The 18,781-nt window shown below is 38.1% G+C and carries 15 protein-coding genes; 10 read left to right on the forward strand and 5 right to left on the reverse strand.

All coding sequences use genetic code 11. The features are described from left to right. The first annotated feature begins 287 nt into the window (after positions 1-287). Both NSQ41_RS07060 and NSQ41_RS07065 read left to right on the forward strand, forming a co-directional pair. On the forward strand, positions 288-2,297 hold the full coding sequence (locus tag NSQ41_RS07060; protein ID WP_339211603.1) for a penicillin-binding protein 2: 2,010 nt from the start codon (positions 288-290) through the stop codon (positions 2,295-2,297). Between the two features lie 567 nt (positions 2,298-2,864). Then, positions 2,865-4,649: a PAS domain S-box protein gene (locus tag NSQ41_RS07065; RefSeq protein WP_339211305.1), complete on the forward strand. Its 1,785-nt coding sequence runs from the start codon at positions 2,865-2,867 to the stop codon at positions 4,647-4,649. Between the two features lie 15 nt (positions 4,650-4,664). Here NSQ41_RS07065 and NSQ41_RS07070 read toward each other — a convergent pair whose 3' ends face one another. Beyond that, positions 4,665-5,819, reverse strand: a complete 1,155-nt coding sequence (locus NSQ41_RS07070) for an aminotransferase A (protein ID WP_339195054.1) — start codon at positions 5,817-5,819, stop codon at positions 4,665-4,667. A 109-nt stretch (positions 5,820-5,928) separates the two neighbouring features. On the opposite strand from NSQ41_RS07070, the gene corA reads away from it, so the two are divergent. Further along, complete coding sequence (corA, locus tag NSQ41_RS07075; RefSeq protein WP_198318521.1) at positions 5,929-6,897, forward strand: magnesium/cobalt transporter CorA; 969 nt, start codon at positions 5,929-5,931, stop codon at positions 6,895-6,897. A 351-nt stretch (positions 6,898-7,248) separates the two neighbouring features. Continuing rightward, positions 7,249-7,803, forward strand: a complete 555-nt coding sequence (locus NSQ41_RS07080; protein ID WP_339199623.1) for a TIGR00725 family protein — start codon at positions 7,249-7,251, stop codon at positions 7,801-7,803. 116 nt (positions 7,804-7,919) lie between these two features. Here NSQ41_RS07080 and NSQ41_RS07085 read toward each other — a convergent pair whose 3' ends face one another. Then, complete coding sequence (locus NSQ41_RS07085; RefSeq protein ID WP_311067156.1) at positions 7,920-8,360, reverse strand: transporter; 441 nt, start codon at positions 8,358-8,360, stop codon at positions 7,920-7,922. Positions 8,361-8,633: 273 nt separating this feature from the next. On the opposite strand from NSQ41_RS07085, the gene NSQ41_RS07090 reads away from it, so the two are divergent. Beyond that, positions 8,634-9,575, forward strand: a complete 942-nt coding sequence (locus NSQ41_RS07090; protein ID WP_339199626.1) for a chemotaxis protein — start codon at positions 8,634-8,636, stop codon at positions 9,573-9,575. 14 nt (positions 9,576-9,589) lie between these two features. Here NSQ41_RS07090 and NSQ41_RS07095 read toward each other — a convergent pair whose 3' ends face one another. Continuing rightward, the gene (locus NSQ41_RS07095; protein WP_066247978.1) at positions 9,590-10,066 is read right to left on the reverse strand and encodes a YkyB family protein; all 477 of its coding nucleotides are present in this window, start codon (positions 10,064-10,066) and stop codon (positions 9,590-9,592) included. A 140-nt stretch (positions 10,067-10,206) separates the two neighbouring features. On the opposite strand from NSQ41_RS07095, the gene NSQ41_RS07100 reads away from it, so the two are divergent. Then, the gene (locus tag NSQ41_RS07100; RefSeq protein WP_063389325.1) at positions 10,207-10,521 is read left to right on the forward strand and encodes a metalloregulator ArsR/SmtB family transcription factor; all 315 of its coding nucleotides are present in this window, start codon (positions 10,207-10,209) and stop codon (positions 10,519-10,521) included. 504 nt (positions 10,522-11,025) lie between these two features. Here the strand turns inward: NSQ41_RS07100 and NSQ41_RS07105 are convergent. Both NSQ41_RS07105 and NSQ41_RS07110 read right to left on the reverse strand, forming a co-directional pair. Next, on the reverse strand, positions 11,026-12,297 hold the full coding sequence (locus tag NSQ41_RS07105) for an MFS transporter (protein ID WP_327863573.1): 1,272 nt from the start codon (positions 12,295-12,297) through the stop codon (positions 11,026-11,028). 128 nt (positions 12,298-12,425) lie between these two features. Then, entirely contained in the window at positions 12,426-13,283 is an 858-nt protein-coding gene (locus tag NSQ41_RS07110) for a metallophosphoesterase (RefSeq protein ID WP_094245553.1), read from the reverse strand. A 1,254-nt stretch (positions 13,284-14,537) separates the two neighbouring features. On the opposite strand from NSQ41_RS07110, the gene NSQ41_RS07115 reads away from it, so the two are divergent. The 4 genes from NSQ41_RS07115 (at position 14,538) to NSQ41_RS07130 (ending at position 18,730) form a co-directional block, all read left to right on the forward strand. Continuing rightward, positions 14,538-15,761, forward strand: coding sequence for an EAL-associated domain-containing protein (locus tag NSQ41_RS07115; protein WP_066247984.1), 1,224 nt, complete (start codon positions 14,538-14,540; stop codon positions 15,759-15,761). Positions 15,762-15,808: 47 nt separating this feature from the next. After that, a complete protein-coding gene (locus NSQ41_RS07120) occupies positions 15,809-16,048 on the forward strand; it encodes a hypothetical protein (RefSeq protein WP_094245557.1) in 240 nt (79 codons plus the stop codon). Between the two features lie 968 nt (positions 16,049-17,016). Next, complete coding sequence (locus NSQ41_RS07125) at positions 17,017-17,862, forward strand: ABC transporter ATP-binding protein (protein WP_066247988.1); 846 nt, start codon at positions 17,017-17,019, stop codon at positions 17,860-17,862. Further along, positions 17,813-18,730 carry an iron-hydroxamate ABC transporter substrate-binding protein gene (locus NSQ41_RS07130; RefSeq protein WP_066247990.1) on the forward strand — a complete coding sequence of 306 codons (918 nt, stop codon included), beginning with the start codon at positions 17,813-17,815 and terminating at the stop codon, positions 18,728-18,730. Before NSQ41_RS07125 ends, NSQ41_RS07130 begins: the two co-directional genes overlap by 50 nt. Positions 18,731-18,781: the final 51 nt, after the last annotated feature.

Genomic DNA, 18,781 nt, shown 5'->3' on the forward strand with positions numbered 1-18,781 from the left:
TCATGTAATTGTTGAAATTATAGGGTTCCAACCGAGGGAATATATGATATACTTCCTTCAAGAAGTGACAAAATTAAGCAAAATGTCTATAAATTGATAAGAATTAGGGGTTGACAATCTGTATAGAAAACAAAACTTTGTAATGTATGTTACAATATATTTACAAGTTCATGAGTCGACTGAAACATGATTTATATTAGAAAAGAAAGGAAGATTCCTTCGTGAAAAAAGAAGCGGAAACAACTCCTTCTGAGACAAAACGGCAAAGGAAAGCGAGAATTTTTCGTATCAATTTTTTCTTTTTTATCGTTTTTCTTTTATTTGCCGCACTTGTCGTCCGCCTTGGCATCGTTCAAATTGTTCAGGGTGAAGAATATGCGAAAGAAGTCAGCCGGACAGAAGTGAATGTTGCGCAATATCCTGCACCAAGAGGAAAAATGTTTGACCGAAACGGGAGAATCGTTGTAGACAACAAAAATGTTCCTGCTGTGACCTATACGGTGGAGAAGACGACCAAAACGAAAGACAAGCTGGAAACAGCAAAAAAATTAGCACAGCTGATTGATCTCGACACATCTTTTCTAAGAGAAAGAGATTTGCGGGATTATTGGATAGCCAAAAATCCAAAAAAGGCAGAAAACTTATTGACGGAAAAAGAGAAAAAATTAGAACCTAAGGAAACATATCCACTTCAGGTTGAACGGGTTCCGGAAGAAGAAATTAAAAAAATCGAGAAGGATCCAAAAGAATTGGAGCTTGCCGCTCTATATACGAAATTTTCATCCGGATATACGTATGAGCCGCAGATTGTCGCAACGAACTTAAGCCAAGAAGAAGTTTCAAGGGTTGCGGAACAGCTGGAAAATCTTCCGGGTGTCGATGTCATCACAGATTGGGAAAGGGTGTACCCTTATGATGACGTATTTAAAACGATTTTAGGGAAAATCTCATCTCCAAAAGAAGGGATACCAGAAGACAATAAATCATTTTTTGTAGCTCGAGGCTATGCCCGAAATGAACGAGTTGGAAAAAGCTATTTGGAGCAGCAATATGAGGATTATCTAAACCCAAGAAAAGCAAAAGTTCAATATATATCTGATAAAGATGGAAATACGATTTCACAAAAGGAAATTGATGACGGCAGAAGAGGATTCGATTTAAAACTTTCCATCGATATCGAACTGCAAAAAAGAATTGAAAAAATTGTTGATCAGCAGATTAAAGCAGCAAGAGGACGTGGAAATTATTTAGTTGACCGCGCTTTCGTTGTCATGATGGATCCGTATAAAGGAGACGTTTTGGCGATGGTCGGACGAATGTACGATTCAGGAGAGATGTTGAACTTTGATTACGGTGCATTTGGGACGCAATATGAAATGGGTTCTACCGTTAAAGGTGCGACAGTTTTAGCAGGATATCAATTTGGTCTGAGACACGGAACCGTCTTTTATGACGCACCAATTCGTTTAAAAGGGACTCCGGAAAAATCTTCTTATCAAAATATGGGGGCTGTATCTGACCTAACAGCGTTGCAAAGAAGTTCAAACGTTTATATGTTCCATATCGCTATGAAAATTGCTGGTATACAATATTATCCGGGAAGAAGTTTTCCAGCTAAAGATGAAGATTTTCAAAAGATGCGGAATTACTATGCCCAATTTGGTTTAGGGGTTCCGACAGGGATTGATCTCCCGCAGGAGTCTGCAGGGCAGCAATCTGATCCTGGAATTGACAGAGGGAAATTGCTTGACCTTGCCATTGGTCAGTTTGATACGTACACACCGCTGCAAATGGCCCAATATGTTTCAACGATTGCAAATGGCGGATACCGTGTTAAGCCGCGGCTTGTAACAGAAATTCTTGAACCGACTGACGATGGGCTCGGACCGATTGCTCAAGAAATGCCGGTAAAAGTGTTAAACCGAATAAACAATACGGAAGAGGATATTCAACGCGTCCAACAAGGCTTTTATCTAGTGACGAATACTCGACGCGGAACAGCTTACGCTCAGTTACATGGATTAAATGTTGCGGGCAAAACCGGAACAGCGGAAACGACTTATTATGGTACGAAGCGCCAATACTGGGGGACAGACGTTTATAATTTAACATTTATCGGCTATTATCCTGCTAAAGATCCGCAGGTTGCTTTCAGTGTTGTCGTCCCTTGGACAAAAAGAACCGGAAGCGAAGATGTGAATAAACGTATAGCGAGAGATATTGTAAAAGCATACATCGATTTACAGGAAGAATACGCCGGAAATTCCAATGCAAAATCAAATGATGACGAGCAATAAAAAAATAAATTATATAGAAGGGCCGTTGCTTTTTAATGAGCGATGGCTTTTCTATTAGTTATCGAAAACCATTCATATAAATTGAACGATGCCGCATTCGCATAAAGATTTTTCGATAAATTGTTCGAAATTCGCACATGCCGCAAAAACCGCAAACTTTTGTCCTATCTGCATATCTCCGAATGGTGTGAAACCAGAAGGAAGCGCAAAAACCGCGCATGGCCGCAAAATCGGTAAAGCTCATACCACCTCTTGCATACCTCCGGTGCGTTGTTAAATCCAAAGAAAGCGCAAAGTCCGCAAAATAACCGAAAAATCCGCATAAGACAAAAAAAACTAGCCCTTTTTTGGCCAGTATTTTTTAAAATGTTGATACATACATATTTTTTATAGGGAAGGAAATGCAGTGGAAAAAGTCGAAAAAACATTTTAAATAGTAAGATTGACACATTTTTAGATGTTTAATTTGTAAAACTATATTAAAATTTTAGGTGGACAAAAAGTAGCAGGTCAATGAACAAGATAGACTTTTTCTTTCTGGAAAGGGTAGTAATAGGGGGGCCAGGGATGAGTCAACAAATACAAAAGGGTGTGCACAATCAAACAGAAATCATTTATTCGGTTATTTCTAATGAAGGCTATTTTGAATACATCTCCTCAAATTGTTTGAAAGTGCTCGGATATAAACAAAAAGAACTAATCGGTTCCAATCTTTCAGAATACTTGCATGTAGAAGATATAAATATATTTGAAAGCTTTTTATATCATGGAGATGCTTGTTCCTTCCGTTTTTTGCAGAAAAATGGATCCTATATTTGGATGAAAACGTCAGTTGATGTTATATACAATCATTTGAACAAGGATCAAAGAGAATTTGTCTTAAAGTTTGCTGTCACTTCGGCGGATGACAAGATAGATGAAGTTCCCAAAGAAGTAAATCCGATACGTGCTGACGGTGCTCTTGATTTTGTGCACGAGCTTCCGTGCCCGCTTATAATTTCAAAAAAAGGGAAAGTTCAATATGCTAATACGGCTGCTGTTAAGCTGCTTGTGGCGACTAGCAGTGAAGATATTGTTGGAAAAATGGTTTTCCAATTTATTGACAAAATGTTTCACGAATCTGTCCATGAAACGATTGAAAATCTTCACAAAGGAATTGATAGCGGAATTTTAGAACAAATTTGGACATCTTTGGACGGGAACAAGATCTATGTTGAGTTGAAGAGCGTGCTTATATCATATAAAGGCGAACAAGCAGAACTGCTTGTCATTACCGATATTTCATCCAAAAAAATATACCAAAGCATTTTGCAGCAAAGCAGGGAAAAGTATCAAAGGCTGATTCAAAATTCCATCGATACAATCGCAGTGATTCATAATGATAAATGGGTTTTTATGAATGAGTCGGGGATCAAACTTTTCGGTGCGCAAGATTATCCGGACGTATTGGGCAAAAGCATCTATCATTTTTTACACCCGGAATATCATCAGCATGTCAAAGATCAATTAGATGACATAACGAACGGAAGAACGGAAACAATCGTGACCAAGCAAAGCTGGTATACATATTCGAAAAAAATTGTCCATACCGAAATGGTTTGCATTCCGACAACATATTTTGGCGAACCGGCGGTACAAATCATTTTACGAGATTTGTCTGAACATAAACAAGCGGAGGAATTAATGATTCGCTCTGAAAAGCTTTCTGTTGCAGGGCAGCTGGCAGCAGGTATCGCCCACGAAATACGCAATCCGTTAACAGCAATAAAAGGTTTTTTACAGCTGATGCATGGTGAAATCGAAAAAGATAATCAATATTTTGAAATCATTTTTTCAGAGCTGAATCGAATTGAAATGATTTTGAGTGAATTGCTGATGCTTGCGAAACCGCAAGAAACGGTTTTTGAAAAAGCAAATGTCAAAACGATTTTACTCGAAGTTGTTACACTGCTGGAAACGGAAGCAATATTAAGAAATATTGTGATTGAGAAAAAATTTTCTGATGAGAATCAAGAAGTTGTTTGCGATAAAAACCAATTGAAGCAAGTTTTTATTAATCTCATTAAGAATGCAATTGAAGCAATGCCAAATGGAGGAACAGTGACAATTTCTACTAAATCGGAAAATTTTTCCATTGTGATTGAAATAAAAGATGAAGGAGAGGGGATACCGAAAGAGCTGCTAGAAAGATTAGGGGAGCCTTTTTTAACGACAAAAGAAAAAGGAACAGGTCTAGGATTAATGATCACATATAAAATTGTTGAAAATCATAAAGGCACGATCGATGTGTCGAGCAGCGAAAAAGGCACCGTTTTCACAATTAAGTTGCCAAAACAAAAAACAGTGCTTTAAAAGCGCACTGTTTTTCTATTTTCTTTTCAGTTGCACAAAATGCTCAAGCCTGTCCAAAGCTTTTTCCAGCTCTTTTGTCGAGTAAGCGTAAGAGATGCGGATAAACCCTTCTCCAAATTTGGAAAAAGCGCTCCCCGGGACGACCGCTACACCAGCCTTCTCAACCAGCTCCAAAGCAAAATCAAAAGAGCTTTGTCCAAATGATTGAATCGAAGGAAACAAATAAAAGGCTCCGCTTGGTTTAACAACCTCAAATCCCATTGCAACGAGACGACCGTATACGTACTCCAATCTTTTTTCATATTCTTTTTTCATTATTTGACCATCATGAAACCCTTCCGTTAAAGCGTTGTAAGCAGCTTTTTGAGAGATCGACGAAGCGCATGAAACATTATATTGATGCACTTTTAACATATGTTTTGTGATATCTTTCGGCGCAAAAAGAAATCCGATCCGCCATCCAGTCATGCTATGCGATTTGGAAAGTCCATTGACGACGATCGTCTGCTCCCGCAAAAAAGAAGCGATCGAGGTATGAGGTGCATCATACGTTAATTCACTGTAAATTTCATCCGCTAAAATAAAAATATCCTTCCCGCGAACGGCATCGGCAATCTCTATCAGCTCCTCTGCAGTGAATGTAACGCCTGTCGGATTGGACGGGTAAGGCAAAATTATGCATCGGGTTTTTTCTGTTATATTTTGTTTAATCAAATCCGCAGTTAATTTAAATTTGTTTTTTGTCGTATCAACATAAACGGGTATTGCTCCGCACAATTGAATAATTGGCTCATACCCCGGATAAACAGGACCTGGCAGCATTACCTCCGTCCCGGGCTCCAAAATCGTTCGAAGCGCTATATCAATCGCCTGGCTGGCCCCGATTGTAACAATCACTTCCGAACCAGGATCATAGGAGAGATGATATTTTTTATGTACAAATTGGCATGCTGCTTCTCTTACATCGATCAATCCTGCATTATGCGTATACGTTGTATAGTTGTCATCAATTGCCTGTTTTGCCGCTTCTTTTATATGTGAAGGCGTTGGGAAGTCAGGCTGGCCAATCGTTAGCGAAACGACATCGTCATAGTTGGAAACGATGTTAAAAAAAGCTCGAATGCCGGAAATCGCAATGTTTTTTACATTTTGGTTAATCAAATGTTCCATACAAATCACCTGCTTTAATAAGTGTCGTCTTATATTTTATCATGTTTGTCCCAAGCTTTTATTGGTAAACTAAATTTATGTCCAAAAAAATTTAGAAAGTGTGATGTCTATGATACGAACATTAGTCATTACAACTGATTTGGAAGCTAAATATGATGTGGCATTAAAAGAGATTCGAAAAAAGGAAGTTCTTTGGTACTGGGTCGATTTTTACAAGGCGACGGAAGATGAAATTAGATTGCTAGGGAAATTTTTTCATTTTCATCCTTTGTCCATTGAGGATTGTGTCGAAAATGTTGAACGGCCGAAAATAGATTTTTATGACTCTTATATGTTTGTTGTGTTGCACGGAATTCATCAACAGACGCTGGAACCGGAAGAGCTTGACTTATTTGTAAACGAAAAAGGAATCGTCACATTTCACAAAAATGCCATTCGAGATCTAAACAACATTTGGCTGAGAATCAAAAAAGACGATTCTTTAAAAAAAGGGCCTATGAAAATCATGCATCAATTGACTGATAAGCTCGTTGATGATTTTTTTCCGCCCGTGTACCATTTGGAAGATTTATTAAATCAAATTGAGGAAAACAATAAAAACAAATCGATCAATGAGTTAATGAAAGAGCTTTTTTCCATCAGGTCTCAATTATCAAAAATAAGAAGAACAATCATTCCGATGCGGGATTTGATGTACCGGATCATCTCGTCCAACAGGCTGAACGAAATGAAGGAGGAAGATTTGTATTTTTATGATGTTTATGACCATTTACTCAAGCTTGTCGAGATGACGGAGGCAAATCGGGAGCTTGCGGCTGATATAAGGGACAGCTATTTATCTTACAACTCAAACCGGATGAATACGATTATGATGACATTGACGGTTATTTCGTCTATTTTTATGCCTCTTACGTTTATCGCAGGAATTTATGGAATGAATTTTGAATATATGCCCGAGCTGAAAATGAAGTATGGCTATTATATTGTATTAGGAGTCATGGCTCTCATCGGAACAGGAATGCTTTATATTTTTTATAAAATGGGTTGGTTCCGGTTTCATAAAGGTCCAAAATTGTAGCGGGCAAAAAATGCGGCCTGCTTCGTAAAAAATAGGATGGGTAAGTTTTTGCACATTATAAAAAAGAAACTTGAAGAGTGCAAAATTTAACAATGAAAGGCGGAAAATTGCTCTTTCAATTTATCGATACAGCGTCTTTGAAAGACTTGACAAGCATACATAGAAGCTAAAAAAGAAAACAAAGGCGAGAGTAAGAAAAAATTCAGTATGCGCCCCCTCAAATTCTTTTGTAAGGTAAACAATCAAAAGGAACTCTTTTTATAAAAGGCTAAACAGTGACAGCAATACAAGCTGTTCACAAGCTTCGTTCTATAATATAAAACAGCAAAAAATTTGAAATGGAGGCTTATGATGGAGAGAATTGCAGTAATTGGTCAATCCGGCTTGATTCCGGAGCATGTCCGCCTCCTGGCTGAAGAAATCGGTTCAGAAATTGCTAAAAGAGGAGCTGTTCTTTTGACAGGCGGCGGAAGCGGAGTGATGGAGGCAGTTTCACGAGGGGCCAAACAAGCAAACGGCCTTGTCGTAGGTATTTTGGCTGGAGACGACAAACAGGCAGCAAACGAATTTATTGATATTCCGATTAATACTGGATTAGGTTTTGATTACAGAAGCGTTTTGCTTGTTCATTCCGCAGATGCCATCATTATGATTGGAGGAGGAAATGGAACGCTTGGAGAATTGTCTGCCGCATATATGAACAAAAAACGTGTCATCATCGTTGAAAATTCAGGAGGGTGGTCGAACAACGTGAAGCAAATCGCCTTTGAAGGCTGTTATTTAGATGAGCGGAGAACAGTCGAAATTCAGTTCGCTAAAACGGCTAAATCAGCTGTAGATCTTGCTTTTCAATCCATTTACAACCCTGTTGATCCCGATAAAAATACCGGTTTAATAGGTGACTAGCATGCGGATGTTTAAAAGTCCAATCTGTTGAAAACAATATATCAACGTTTCTAAAAAAGTAAAGGGGAGTCCATAAGCCAAAAACGACTTATTAGACAGCCCCGAGTGTCAATTCCTTAAAAACAAGAGAAGGAAGAGATTCTGTTTAAATCAATGCCGAAATATTCCCATCGATTTTGACGAGGTCTCCAGCGCCACCCGGCAATGGACCTTTGTCCTACAAACACAGGGAAATACCAGAAGCTTCTGCCGTTTGTTAATCGGATAAATGTAAAACGATGTAAACATCTTCTAATGCCTCCGGGATCAACTGCAAATGTTCCGACTCCGGGTGATTCTTGAGGAATAAAACTTGGAGGCGGTCCTGAAGGCGGTCCTTGCTGTTGTCCAAAACCGTCACTTGGACTTCCGCCGATTCCAGGAGGGCCGAATGGAGGGAAACCGGGACCAGTCCCCGTAGGAGGAAACGAAGGAAATCCTCCACCCATCCCTGGAAATCCCGGAAAAAATTCTGGCTGTTGAACTCCCGGGAGGATTTGTCGATAGAATGGATACACGTAAATGCTCCTTTCACTTTTCAGTTGTTCACCATAACATATGCAATTTCACTTTTAAGGTGTTTGACCTACATAAAAGTTTTTTATAAAAAAAGGAAATCAAGTCGTCTTTGTCGAAATGAAATGTATCATTTACATTTTTGTGAGTAACGCTGTTCAGACTTATTTCCCACCGATTTGTAGCGAAAGAAGTATTAAATGAACAAAGAATAAAACCGATATAAAAAAGTGAAAAAGAAACGTTCGCAAATATTAGACGGAAGGAAGAAAGATATGAACGAAAAGGGAATTTTGCTTGAAAGCGGTACGAACGAGTTGGAATTTGTAGAGTTTCTCGTCGGCTCGAATAAATTCGGTATAAATGTGATGAAAGTAAAAGAAATCATTCAGCCTCTTCCTGTAACGAGCGTGCCTCACGTCCATCCATACGTTGAAGGAATTATTGAATTAAGAGGAGAAGTGCTCCCGGTAGTTAACGTACCGAAGGCGATCGGCGATCCGAATTGCGAGCCCAGCGAAAAAGATAAGCTGATTGTAACGGAATTTAACAAACAAAAAGTTGTGTTTCGCGTCCATCAAGTAACCCAAATTCATCGTGTGTCTTGGTCGCAAATTGAAAAGCCTTCTGAAATGTATCAAGGATTGGAAACTCAAATTACCGGCGTTGTCAAAATGGGAGACGAAATGATTTTAATGCTTGATTTTGAAAAAATCGTTGTTGAAATTAATCCTGAGTCCGGAATCCAGCAGGAAAAAGCGAAAAAACTGGAAAAGAGGGACAGATCTGATAAAAAAATTGTCGTTGCCGAGGATTCCCCGCTGTTGCGCAGATTGTTGAACGACACATTGACGGAGGCGGGATTTCAACAGATTGAGTTTTTTGAAAACGGCAAGGATGCACTGGACTATTTAGAGAATATTGTAAATGAAGGCGAACCGGTTAAGGAGCGTGTTGATTTAGTCATTACGGACATCGAAATGCCGCAGCTTGACGGATTGCATTTGACGAAGCGAATTAAGGAAAATCCAGAGCTGGATCATATTCCGGTTGTGATTTTTTCCTCATTGATTACGAATGATTTAAAACATAAAGGACAACAGGTAGGTGCAAATGCCCAAATTAGCAAACCTGAGGTCCATCACTTGATTGAGCAAATCGATGAATTGTTATTTAAAAATGAAGAAGATGATGAATTAAAAGACGAGGCTGAATAAGCCTCTCTTTTTACTCAATCATACCGTTCGCCTAATCGTTTAAACACCGGTTTTTGATATGTATGACGATGGAACCGTTTGGGAGAAGAAAGCGGTCGATTCGCTTTATCCATACCGATATAATACTCCAATAAATTTTTTGCCTTTGACAATGATAGATTTGTTTTCGGGTTTCGGTATGAATTATTTAAGGAACCTAAGTGAGGAAGGTTTTGGAAGTCTTCTTTTGTAGGAGGCATATGAAAATAATAATTTCCTGCCGACACCAGAACATCTGACTGCTGTTTGCTTAATTTTGGATTTTTTGAGTAATGCAGTCCTTTCTTTGTTGCTTTTCCTTCAGCGATCAGCTTTTGCAGCGCCTTCTTTTTTAAATAATATAAATATTTAGGATTTGGCGCTGTTTTTGCATGCCGATTGACAACATAGATGGCTCGTGCTATATTTTCCGGCGTCTCATCCCGTAGCTTATAATGACTGATATCGTCCATGATGTCTCTCCTTTTTCATTATTTTCCGTAATCTTTATTTACATTATACTTTCATGAATAGAAAATGCAACCAGTTTTTACAGTCTATTAATTATGCCTATAATAGTTATTATGAAATATTTTAGAAAGCAGGGTGGGTCATGAGCGGAAAAGAGGAATTTCTAGATATAGACGAAGAAACGCTTTTTATCGTGTCGCAAACGTTTAAAGCGTTATCGGATCCGACTAGAATTCGGATTTTACATTTACTTGCGGAAAAACAAGAATGTTCTGTGAATGAAATAGCTGCCGAGCTTGAGCTTTTGCAATCAACCGTGTCCCATCAATTGAGGTTTCTAAAAAATTTGCGTTTAGTCAAATTTAGAAGGGAAGGAACGACCGTTTACTATTCACATGATGATGAGCATGTAAAAAAAATACTAGAGCAAACCATTGACCATGCTCGGCATAATTAAAATGGGCGTCGAGTGGGCAGTTTGATCAGGGGACTAAACGGTTAAGAGATGATCTCGGTATGGAGCCGGGGTCATCTTTTGTAATTTATTGGAAGCGGGGCTGATTTCATTCATTTATTTATTTATTTCACATTCTGTAAAAGATTCGAATTTCTTTCGGAGCATGATAGGGAGGGGGTGTCCAGAAAGTCAAATCGCCATTGAAAACAAAAAATCATAAACACCGATATATCAACGTTTCTAAAACATTCATGGGGGCGTCAATAAGCCGTAAAAACGACTTATTAGACACTCCCTTTTTTGCTTGTTATACGTTTAGTAGAAGTTTTCTTGAGGGTAGAAGCAAAACTAATGATGAATTTTTTCGGTAAAGTTTATTATTATCCCTTTCCTTCAAACGAATATCACAAAAAAACTCCCAATCAATGCGGTTGTAGGGTGAATTCTCATCCACTATGATCCACATTATTGGGAGTATGAGTCTGGCTGTCAAACACATTTTTGTTATAAAACCGATTTGATTGTGTTTTTACCTAGCCGATGCCGTTTTTCGTTTAAATATTTCGGCATCAAGATCATATAAAAGAAAAAGACGAAAAGAATGATAAGAGCCATACCGTAATAAAGTAAATCGATGTTTCGAATGATGTTTGGAAACAATAGTGCAATACATAAAAGCGTAGCAGACTGCGCAAACATCATTAACGGGTCGATCCATCCGCTGACACGTCCCATTAGCTTTGGATGAACGATATTCGGAATCCAACCGCCAATTGCTACGTTCACAGGACCGATGCACATGCCGATCAAAAAAATAATCGACAAGTAAAATTCTACTTCATCCACAAAACCAAGGAGAAAAACAAAAATGCTTGTCAAAAATATCGGTGTAACAAACATTGGAAACGGTTTTATTTTTTTAGCAAAAAATGTTGAAACTGTGCTGCCGACTAAAAGGCCCGCACCGAGAAAAATGGCAAATAAGGATGAATACATTTCATAAGAATTCGGTGCCAGCTCATATTTCATTGTAAATAACGGAAGAACGGCAAAACTTCCTTGAACAAAGCCGAAAATGAAAAAACCAAAAATAATGAGCGATAAAAGCCGATTATGTAAAATGTACCGAATACCTTCCAAAAAGTCGGAAACAGCGGATGATATATGTAAACCTTTCCATGACACTCGACCGTTTGGTAGCCTTGCTGATTTAGGGATTTTACACGAGCGAATGAGCAAGGCGGAAAGAACGAAGCTTATTAAATCAACCAATACGGCCCCATGAATTCCAACTGTTCGATAAGCCAATGCCCCTAATCCGACGCCAAACACTAAAAAAATGCTGAAAAGTATTTGATTCAAACCTGAAGCTTGCGCATATTGATCTTTTCGCAAAATAGCTTGTACTAAACTGGATTCGGCTGGATAAAAAAATTTCGTGACAGCACTCCGCAAAAACAAGATGAAAAAAATGAGCGGAATCGAATTTGTAAATAAGGCGAAAAACAAACATGCAGTCATAATTGCACGAATCCAGTCGCAGTTCTCTGCCACCTTTTTTCGATCGAAGCGGTCTGCTACTACACCGACAATGACAAAAACAAATACAGTCGGCAAAGAATACATCAGCTCAGCAATAGTTGCGTAATAAGGTTTGCTGCTAAAATGCTCCAACAAATAAAAAGCAAACGCCATATTGCCAACTGTTGAACCCATTTGTGAAGCAAGCGCTGCAAAAAACAATTTGACAAAATTGCGGTTTTTAAAAATATCCATTGCGATTCCCCTTAACTGACACTTACAGTAGCTATTATAATTTACCTAATTCAATATGAACATCTTTTTTTCATATTTTGGTTAGAGAAATGAAAGCCAAGTACTTTTAAGCCGGTTAAAAGAGAGGATTATTTGGAATATAATGTAAACAAGGTGATTTCTGGAACTGCCAAAAAACGAAAGGGCAGTCTAGTTGTGCCCAACCCGCGATTGACATAAAGCTTCGTATGATCAACAGTATAAAAGCCCTCCGAAAAGGATTTTGCATAAGGAGGCGTGTAAAGCGGACCTATAAAAGGGATTTTTACTTGTCCTCCATGGCTGTGTCCAGATAATTGGAGATCAACATTGTAATTTTTTGCTTGAAGCACTGTATCAGGTTCATGGGCTAAAAGAATAGTAAAATAGTTTTTGTCAATATTGCCCATTGTTTGATGAAAATCAGGTCTTCCAAGCATGACATCATCAAGGCCGGCGACAATCAATTTGCTTCCGTCAATCAGCTGTATCTCTTTTTTTTCATTTTGCAGTAAATGAAACTCTGCATTTTGTAATATATTGCGATAAACATCAGTGCCGTATCCGCCGTGATCATGATTTCCATAAATTGCAAATTTTCCGAAGTCGGCACGGAGGCGTTTTAAAATCGGGGCAATCTGATGCACAGCGGGATAACTGTTCGGCTCATCGATTAAATCACCAGTAAAAACAATTATATCCGGGTTTAGACGATTGATTTGATTGACGATCCGTTCCAGATTTGCAATTGTAAAGTCGTTATTTAGATGTGTGTCGCTGAATTGAACAATTTTCAAACCATCAAAACCTTTTGGTATTTTTGGATGAGAAACATTTATTTTTTTTATTTCTAGTCTTCCCGGTTCAATATATCTTGAGTAGATGTATAAACCGCTGCTCGCGAATAAACTGCACGCAGCCGTCCAGAAAAAATGCTTTAAAAATTGTCTTCTTGTCAACTTATTCATTCTTACCAACCATTTCAGTTTTTATAGCGATCGAAAAAATTATAACATAAAACTTTCAACATCTTGTTTAATGTTTTTTGACAAATCTTCACATGCACGTTTTTTCTGATTAACTTTTTTGTTATCATCTATGGACGACATTAAAACAATCATTTGGAAAATATGATGAAAAAGGTTTAACTCTTCTGCAGGAGCGAGAAAGTCTTTAGGAATTGAGAAATGAATGGTGTAATTTTCATAAAACATAAAGGGCAGCTATGTAATGATTTAAATTTCTAGTAAAATTGCTATTAAGGAAGGAGGATTAAAATGGTGTCACTTTAAGGGAAAAACCTATTGTAAGAGGAAATGATGCAAGAAGATTTATTAATAAAGCAAAAATTAATAACAGAAATTTGAAAGATAGAGCAAAAATAGAATGAAAAATTTGCAAAGAGAAGGTATTAGTAATGACAAATATCTTCATAAAACCTATTGAATGAAAAGATATGGAAAATAATAATGCGTCAATGATTTTTAATGAAATGAATGATACTGATTTATTTAAAACCAATAAAAATCAACAGTCTAGTTTTGAAATTGATAAAAAGAAAAAGTAAATTCGTTTATGTTGAATAACTAATTCAAATAATTTTAGAGGACACCTCAAACTCCCCTATTCGAATCAGCAAGAGAAAAACTCCATCTTTTTGAATATATTTTCTGCTTAGACGATTTTCTCCGTGTAGAAAAAAGTCATTTTGATGAATATTTTTATCTGGACCCGTCATACTTATGGAAGCAATCACTTCATTTGCAAAGTCGTAGATCGGAGCAGCAGTGCTGAAGCCTTGATGAAACTCGTTCAAACAGATTGTAAATTGTTGAGATTAATGCCGTTAATTGTTTTTCGTTCATTCCTGTATATCTCTATCGGTATTTTAGCCAGAACACTCAAATTACTTTGTTTTCCTTCGGTCCGATGATTTTCGGCTATTTTTCATTTGCAAACGGAATGTTTCTGCTCTCTGTTCTTTTATTGCTCGGTTTTCTGCTTGTATGGTCATTGAAAAAACAAACTACTTTGTTGATTGTGGAAGCGGGCGCAAAACATAAAATCAATTGAGAGGCCAACCGTTGCATCCAGGATGGGCCTCATTCCAATTATGTAAAAATGGGAATGTAGCAAATGCGCAAAAACGGTTCTTCATCATTTTCTAATGTACCAAATAATGCTATAATCATGTATCATATGAGAGTACAAGAAGCGGGGAGATGCCCATGGATCCACTAGATGTCATAACCAATACCGAAAAAATTGTGCCTTATTATCAGGCGATTTTTAGCGCAGATGAACAAAAGGTGATTGGCTACGAAATTTTAGGCAGAATTCATATGGAAGGGGAATACAAAAGCTTAGGCTTTTTTTTCCATGATGATTCGATCCCTGAAGAATACCGAATGGAAGTAGATGATACAGTCGTCAAAAAAGCATTGGAGGAAATGAAAGAACTGGATGATGATCTTCTCATTTTTATAAACAGGGATCCAAATCTGCTTATGATCGATCACGGCGAAAGCTTTTTAAATTTGCTGCTGGAAGAAAAAGAGAAAGGACTTGATTTAAACCGGATTGTTCTGGAAATTACGGAACACAATTATTTAGGAGATATCGAACAGCTCCATCATTTGCTCACTTATTACCGGACTTACGGAATCAAAATTGCGATTGACAATATTGGGAAAGAATCGAGCAATTTGGACCGCATTGGGTTATTATCTCCTGATATTTTGAAAATCGATTTGCAGCCATTAAAATTAGCTTCACCCAGCCAATCGTATTTCGATGTTTTATTTTCGATTTCACTACTTGCGCGCAAAATCGGTGCGACGCTTTTATATGAAGACATCGAGGCAAACTTTCAATTGCAATATGCGTGGAAAAATGGCGGAAGATATTATCAAGGATATTATCTTCATTATCCGGAAAGAGAATTTATTGATCGATGTGTTCTAAAAGAAAGACTGCAGCAGGAATTCAACCATTTCATTCAATTTGAAAAGAAAAAGCTTGAAACACTTTATTCATATTCCGACCAGTTTCATCAGCGGGTGTCACAACTAGTGAACAAATATAAAAAAGCTGTCAGCCAATTTGACGAATTAATTACCCATTTAGCAGAAGAGCTTGGCGACATGAGCTTTCGTATTTATATTTGTGATGAAAACGGGTTTCAAAAGTCAGGAAATATTTTCCGAAAAGAAGACCGATGGATTTTTCAAAAAGAATATTATATGAAAAATTGGAGCTGGCGCCCGTACTTTTTAGAAAATATTATTCGCATGCGCGTCAACAAAAAAGGGTTTTTAAGTGATTTGTATAGTGATATCGAAACAGGGGAGACGATCCGCACGTTTTCCTATCCGCTTGATGACGATCATTATTTGTTTATCGATATTCCATATTCTTATTTATATGAACAAGACGGTCTCCTTTGAATAAACCCCCCTTTTTTCTCAAATAATAGAGAAAAAGGGGGGTTTTTATGCAATTTACGAATTTGATCTTCGGCGGTGTTTTTTTGTTAGTTTTGCTTGTTGGCCTGTTTTATACGTTACAAGTGGGCAGCCAGATGGAAAAAAGGCAAAGTGAGTATGATACAGAAGTAAGCGAAAAAGTTGAAAAGCGCCCGTATATTCGAAATCCGATTTTTATTGCTTATATCGTGCTGATTGCATTCGCGCTTTTTTATATTTTTTATATTAGCTTTTCAACTACTTGGTAGCCATAACTTCGCGTTATGGTTTTTTCTATTAAAGGAAATTTTGTTTTGAAAAATTTTTTTATAAAAAGTGTTGACATCGATATTGATAATCATTATCATTATAAATGTAAGACGAAGTAGTTCACAGACGTCTTGAAGTGAAACATCGCGGCTAAACCCCCGCTCCCCCTTTGTTACACATTCGGACGAGAAACCCGGCTTTGGAGGCCGGGTTTCTTCTTGTGCGCCCGGCATGGGTGTAATCTATAGGGTGAAAGTCCCGAGCTGCGAAGGCAGAAGTAGCAGTTAGCTTAACGCAAGGGTGTCCGTGGTGACGCGGAATCTGAAGGAAGCGAGCGGCAAACTTTAAGGTCTCTCGGAACACGAACTTCATATGAGGCTAGGTATCACTGGGTGAGTTTGCAAGACAAAACAAAGCCCTTTCTGCCGAAGGTGATACAGAGTAAATGAAGCAGATGGATGGAAGGAAAGATTACACTCTTACCCGGGGAGGTCTGGCTGGCACGCCAAGTAACCTTGGTAACCTATCTAGTGATAGATAGCTGAACAGTCAGAAGTCAGCAGAGGTCATAGTATTAGTTGGTCTAGAACAACTAAGAAGGACCGAACAATTAAGAGAGAATAGCCCTTGGCATTCAGTGAGTCATGATGAACACAGAAAACGTAGTACCTCACTTGAGGGAGGAAGCGGTGAATCCCGTGGGAGATCTCTTGGAGGGTGGAGTGACCACTGGCATAAAGAGAACAGCTATTCACGGAAGTTATAAAGACTTGCGTCAATTATCTTAATTGAACCGCCGTATACGGAACCGTACGTACGGTGGTGTGAGAGGACGGGAGTTAATCGCTCCCTCCTACTCGATTCTCTTAAAAAAATGATAATTGACAAGGAGAAAGGGTGGTATTATATTATATTTGTACAAGAAAATGATAATCATTATCAATTTGGAATAAATTGGAGGTTTTCCATGATCCGCCTATACACAGATCGTTTACAAATTTCCTATGGCAATCGACTGATTGTGAAAGATATGAAAATTGAAATTCCAGATAAAAAAATTACAACGATAATCGGTTCCAACGGCTGTGGAAAATCCACTTTGTTGAAAGCGATAACTCGGATTATTCCGCACCAATCCGGTCGAATTATTCTTGATGGCGAGAGTATTTTAAAGCAGGATACGAAAGAACTGGCGAAAAAAATGGCCATACTTCCTCAATCACCAGAAAGTCCAGCCGGCCTTACCGTTGGAGAGCTTGTATCTTACGGCCGCTACCCATATCAAAAAGGCTTCGGCAGATTAACAAAAAAAGATCTTGAGGTCATAAACTGGGCTTTAGAAGTTACGAAAACGGCCGATTTTAAACACCAGCCAGTCAATGCGCTGTCAGGCGGTCAAAGACAGCGTGTCTGGATAGCGATGGCGCTTGCTCAAGAAACGGACATCATCTTTTTGGATGAACCGACCACTTATTTAGATATGGCGCATCAGCTTGAAGTACTAGAGCTTCTACAGCAGTTAAACAAAGAGCAGGGGCGGACAATCGTCATGGTGCTTCATGATATCAATCAAGCAGCTCGTTTTGCCGATTATATTATAGCGTTGAAAGACGGACAAATTATCAAAGCCGGGACGAGTGACGAAGTAATCGACTGCAACGTGCTGAAAGAAGTATTTCAAATTGATGCTGTAATAGGACGGGATCCCCGAACAGATAAACCAATATGCATCACGTACAATCTAATAAAAGGAGAAGAAAAACATGAAAAAACGTCTTATTCCAATTCTGTTCTTGTTGGTTCTCATAGTTAGCGCTTGTGGTAATAAAAAGGAAGACAGCGCTGAAAAGAAAGAAGAAAAACCTGAAACGATTACATATCAATCGGAAAACGGTCCTGTTGAAGTCCCGGCTAATCCTAAAAGAGTCGTTGTTCTCTCGTCATTTGCCGGAGATGTGATGTCTTTAGGAGTAAATCTCGTTGGTGTTGATTCATGGTCAAAAATGAATCCGCGCTGGAAAGACAAATTGAAAGATGTTGCAGAAGTATCTGATGAAGATTTAGAAAAAATCATTGAACTAAATCCGGATTTAATCATCGGATTATCGACGATTAAAAATGTAGATAAACTGAAAAAGATAGCGCCTACTGTTACGTTTACTTATGGAAAAGTCGATTATTTAACACAGCATATAGAAATCGGCAAGCTTTTAAATAAGGAAAAAGAAGCAAGAGAGTGGGTCGAGGATTTCAAAAAAAGAGCTGAAGAAACAGGAGAAGAAATTCGCGCGAAAATTGGGGAAGATGCAACTGTTTCAGTCATTGAAAGTTTTGATAAGCAATTATATGTGTTTGGGAACAACTGGGGAAGAGGAACAGAAATTTTATACCAAGCCATGAAGCTAAAAATGCCTAAAAAAGTGGAAGAGAAAGCTTTAAAACAAGGTTATTATGCTTTATCGACTGAAGTGCTTCCGGATTTTGCAGGGGATTATTTGATCGTCAGTAAGTATTCGGATGCTGATAACTCTTTCCAAGAAACAGATACTTATAAAAACATACCGGCTGTCAAAAACAATCGCGTGTTTGAAGTAAATGCTAATGAATTTTATTTCAATGATCGACTGACATTGGAATATCAGCTTGAATTCTTTCGAGAAAAATTTCTTGGAAAAAAATAAGTAATAAGAAGAAGCGAAATTCAGCAGGCATGAATTTCTCTTCTTTCCATC

This window comes from Aeribacillus sp. FSL K6-8210 (genome assembly GCF_037963925.1).
In the GTDB taxonomy this organism is placed as follows: Bacteria; Bacillota; Bacilli; order Bacillales; family Aeribacillaceae; genus Aeribacillus; species Aeribacillus composti.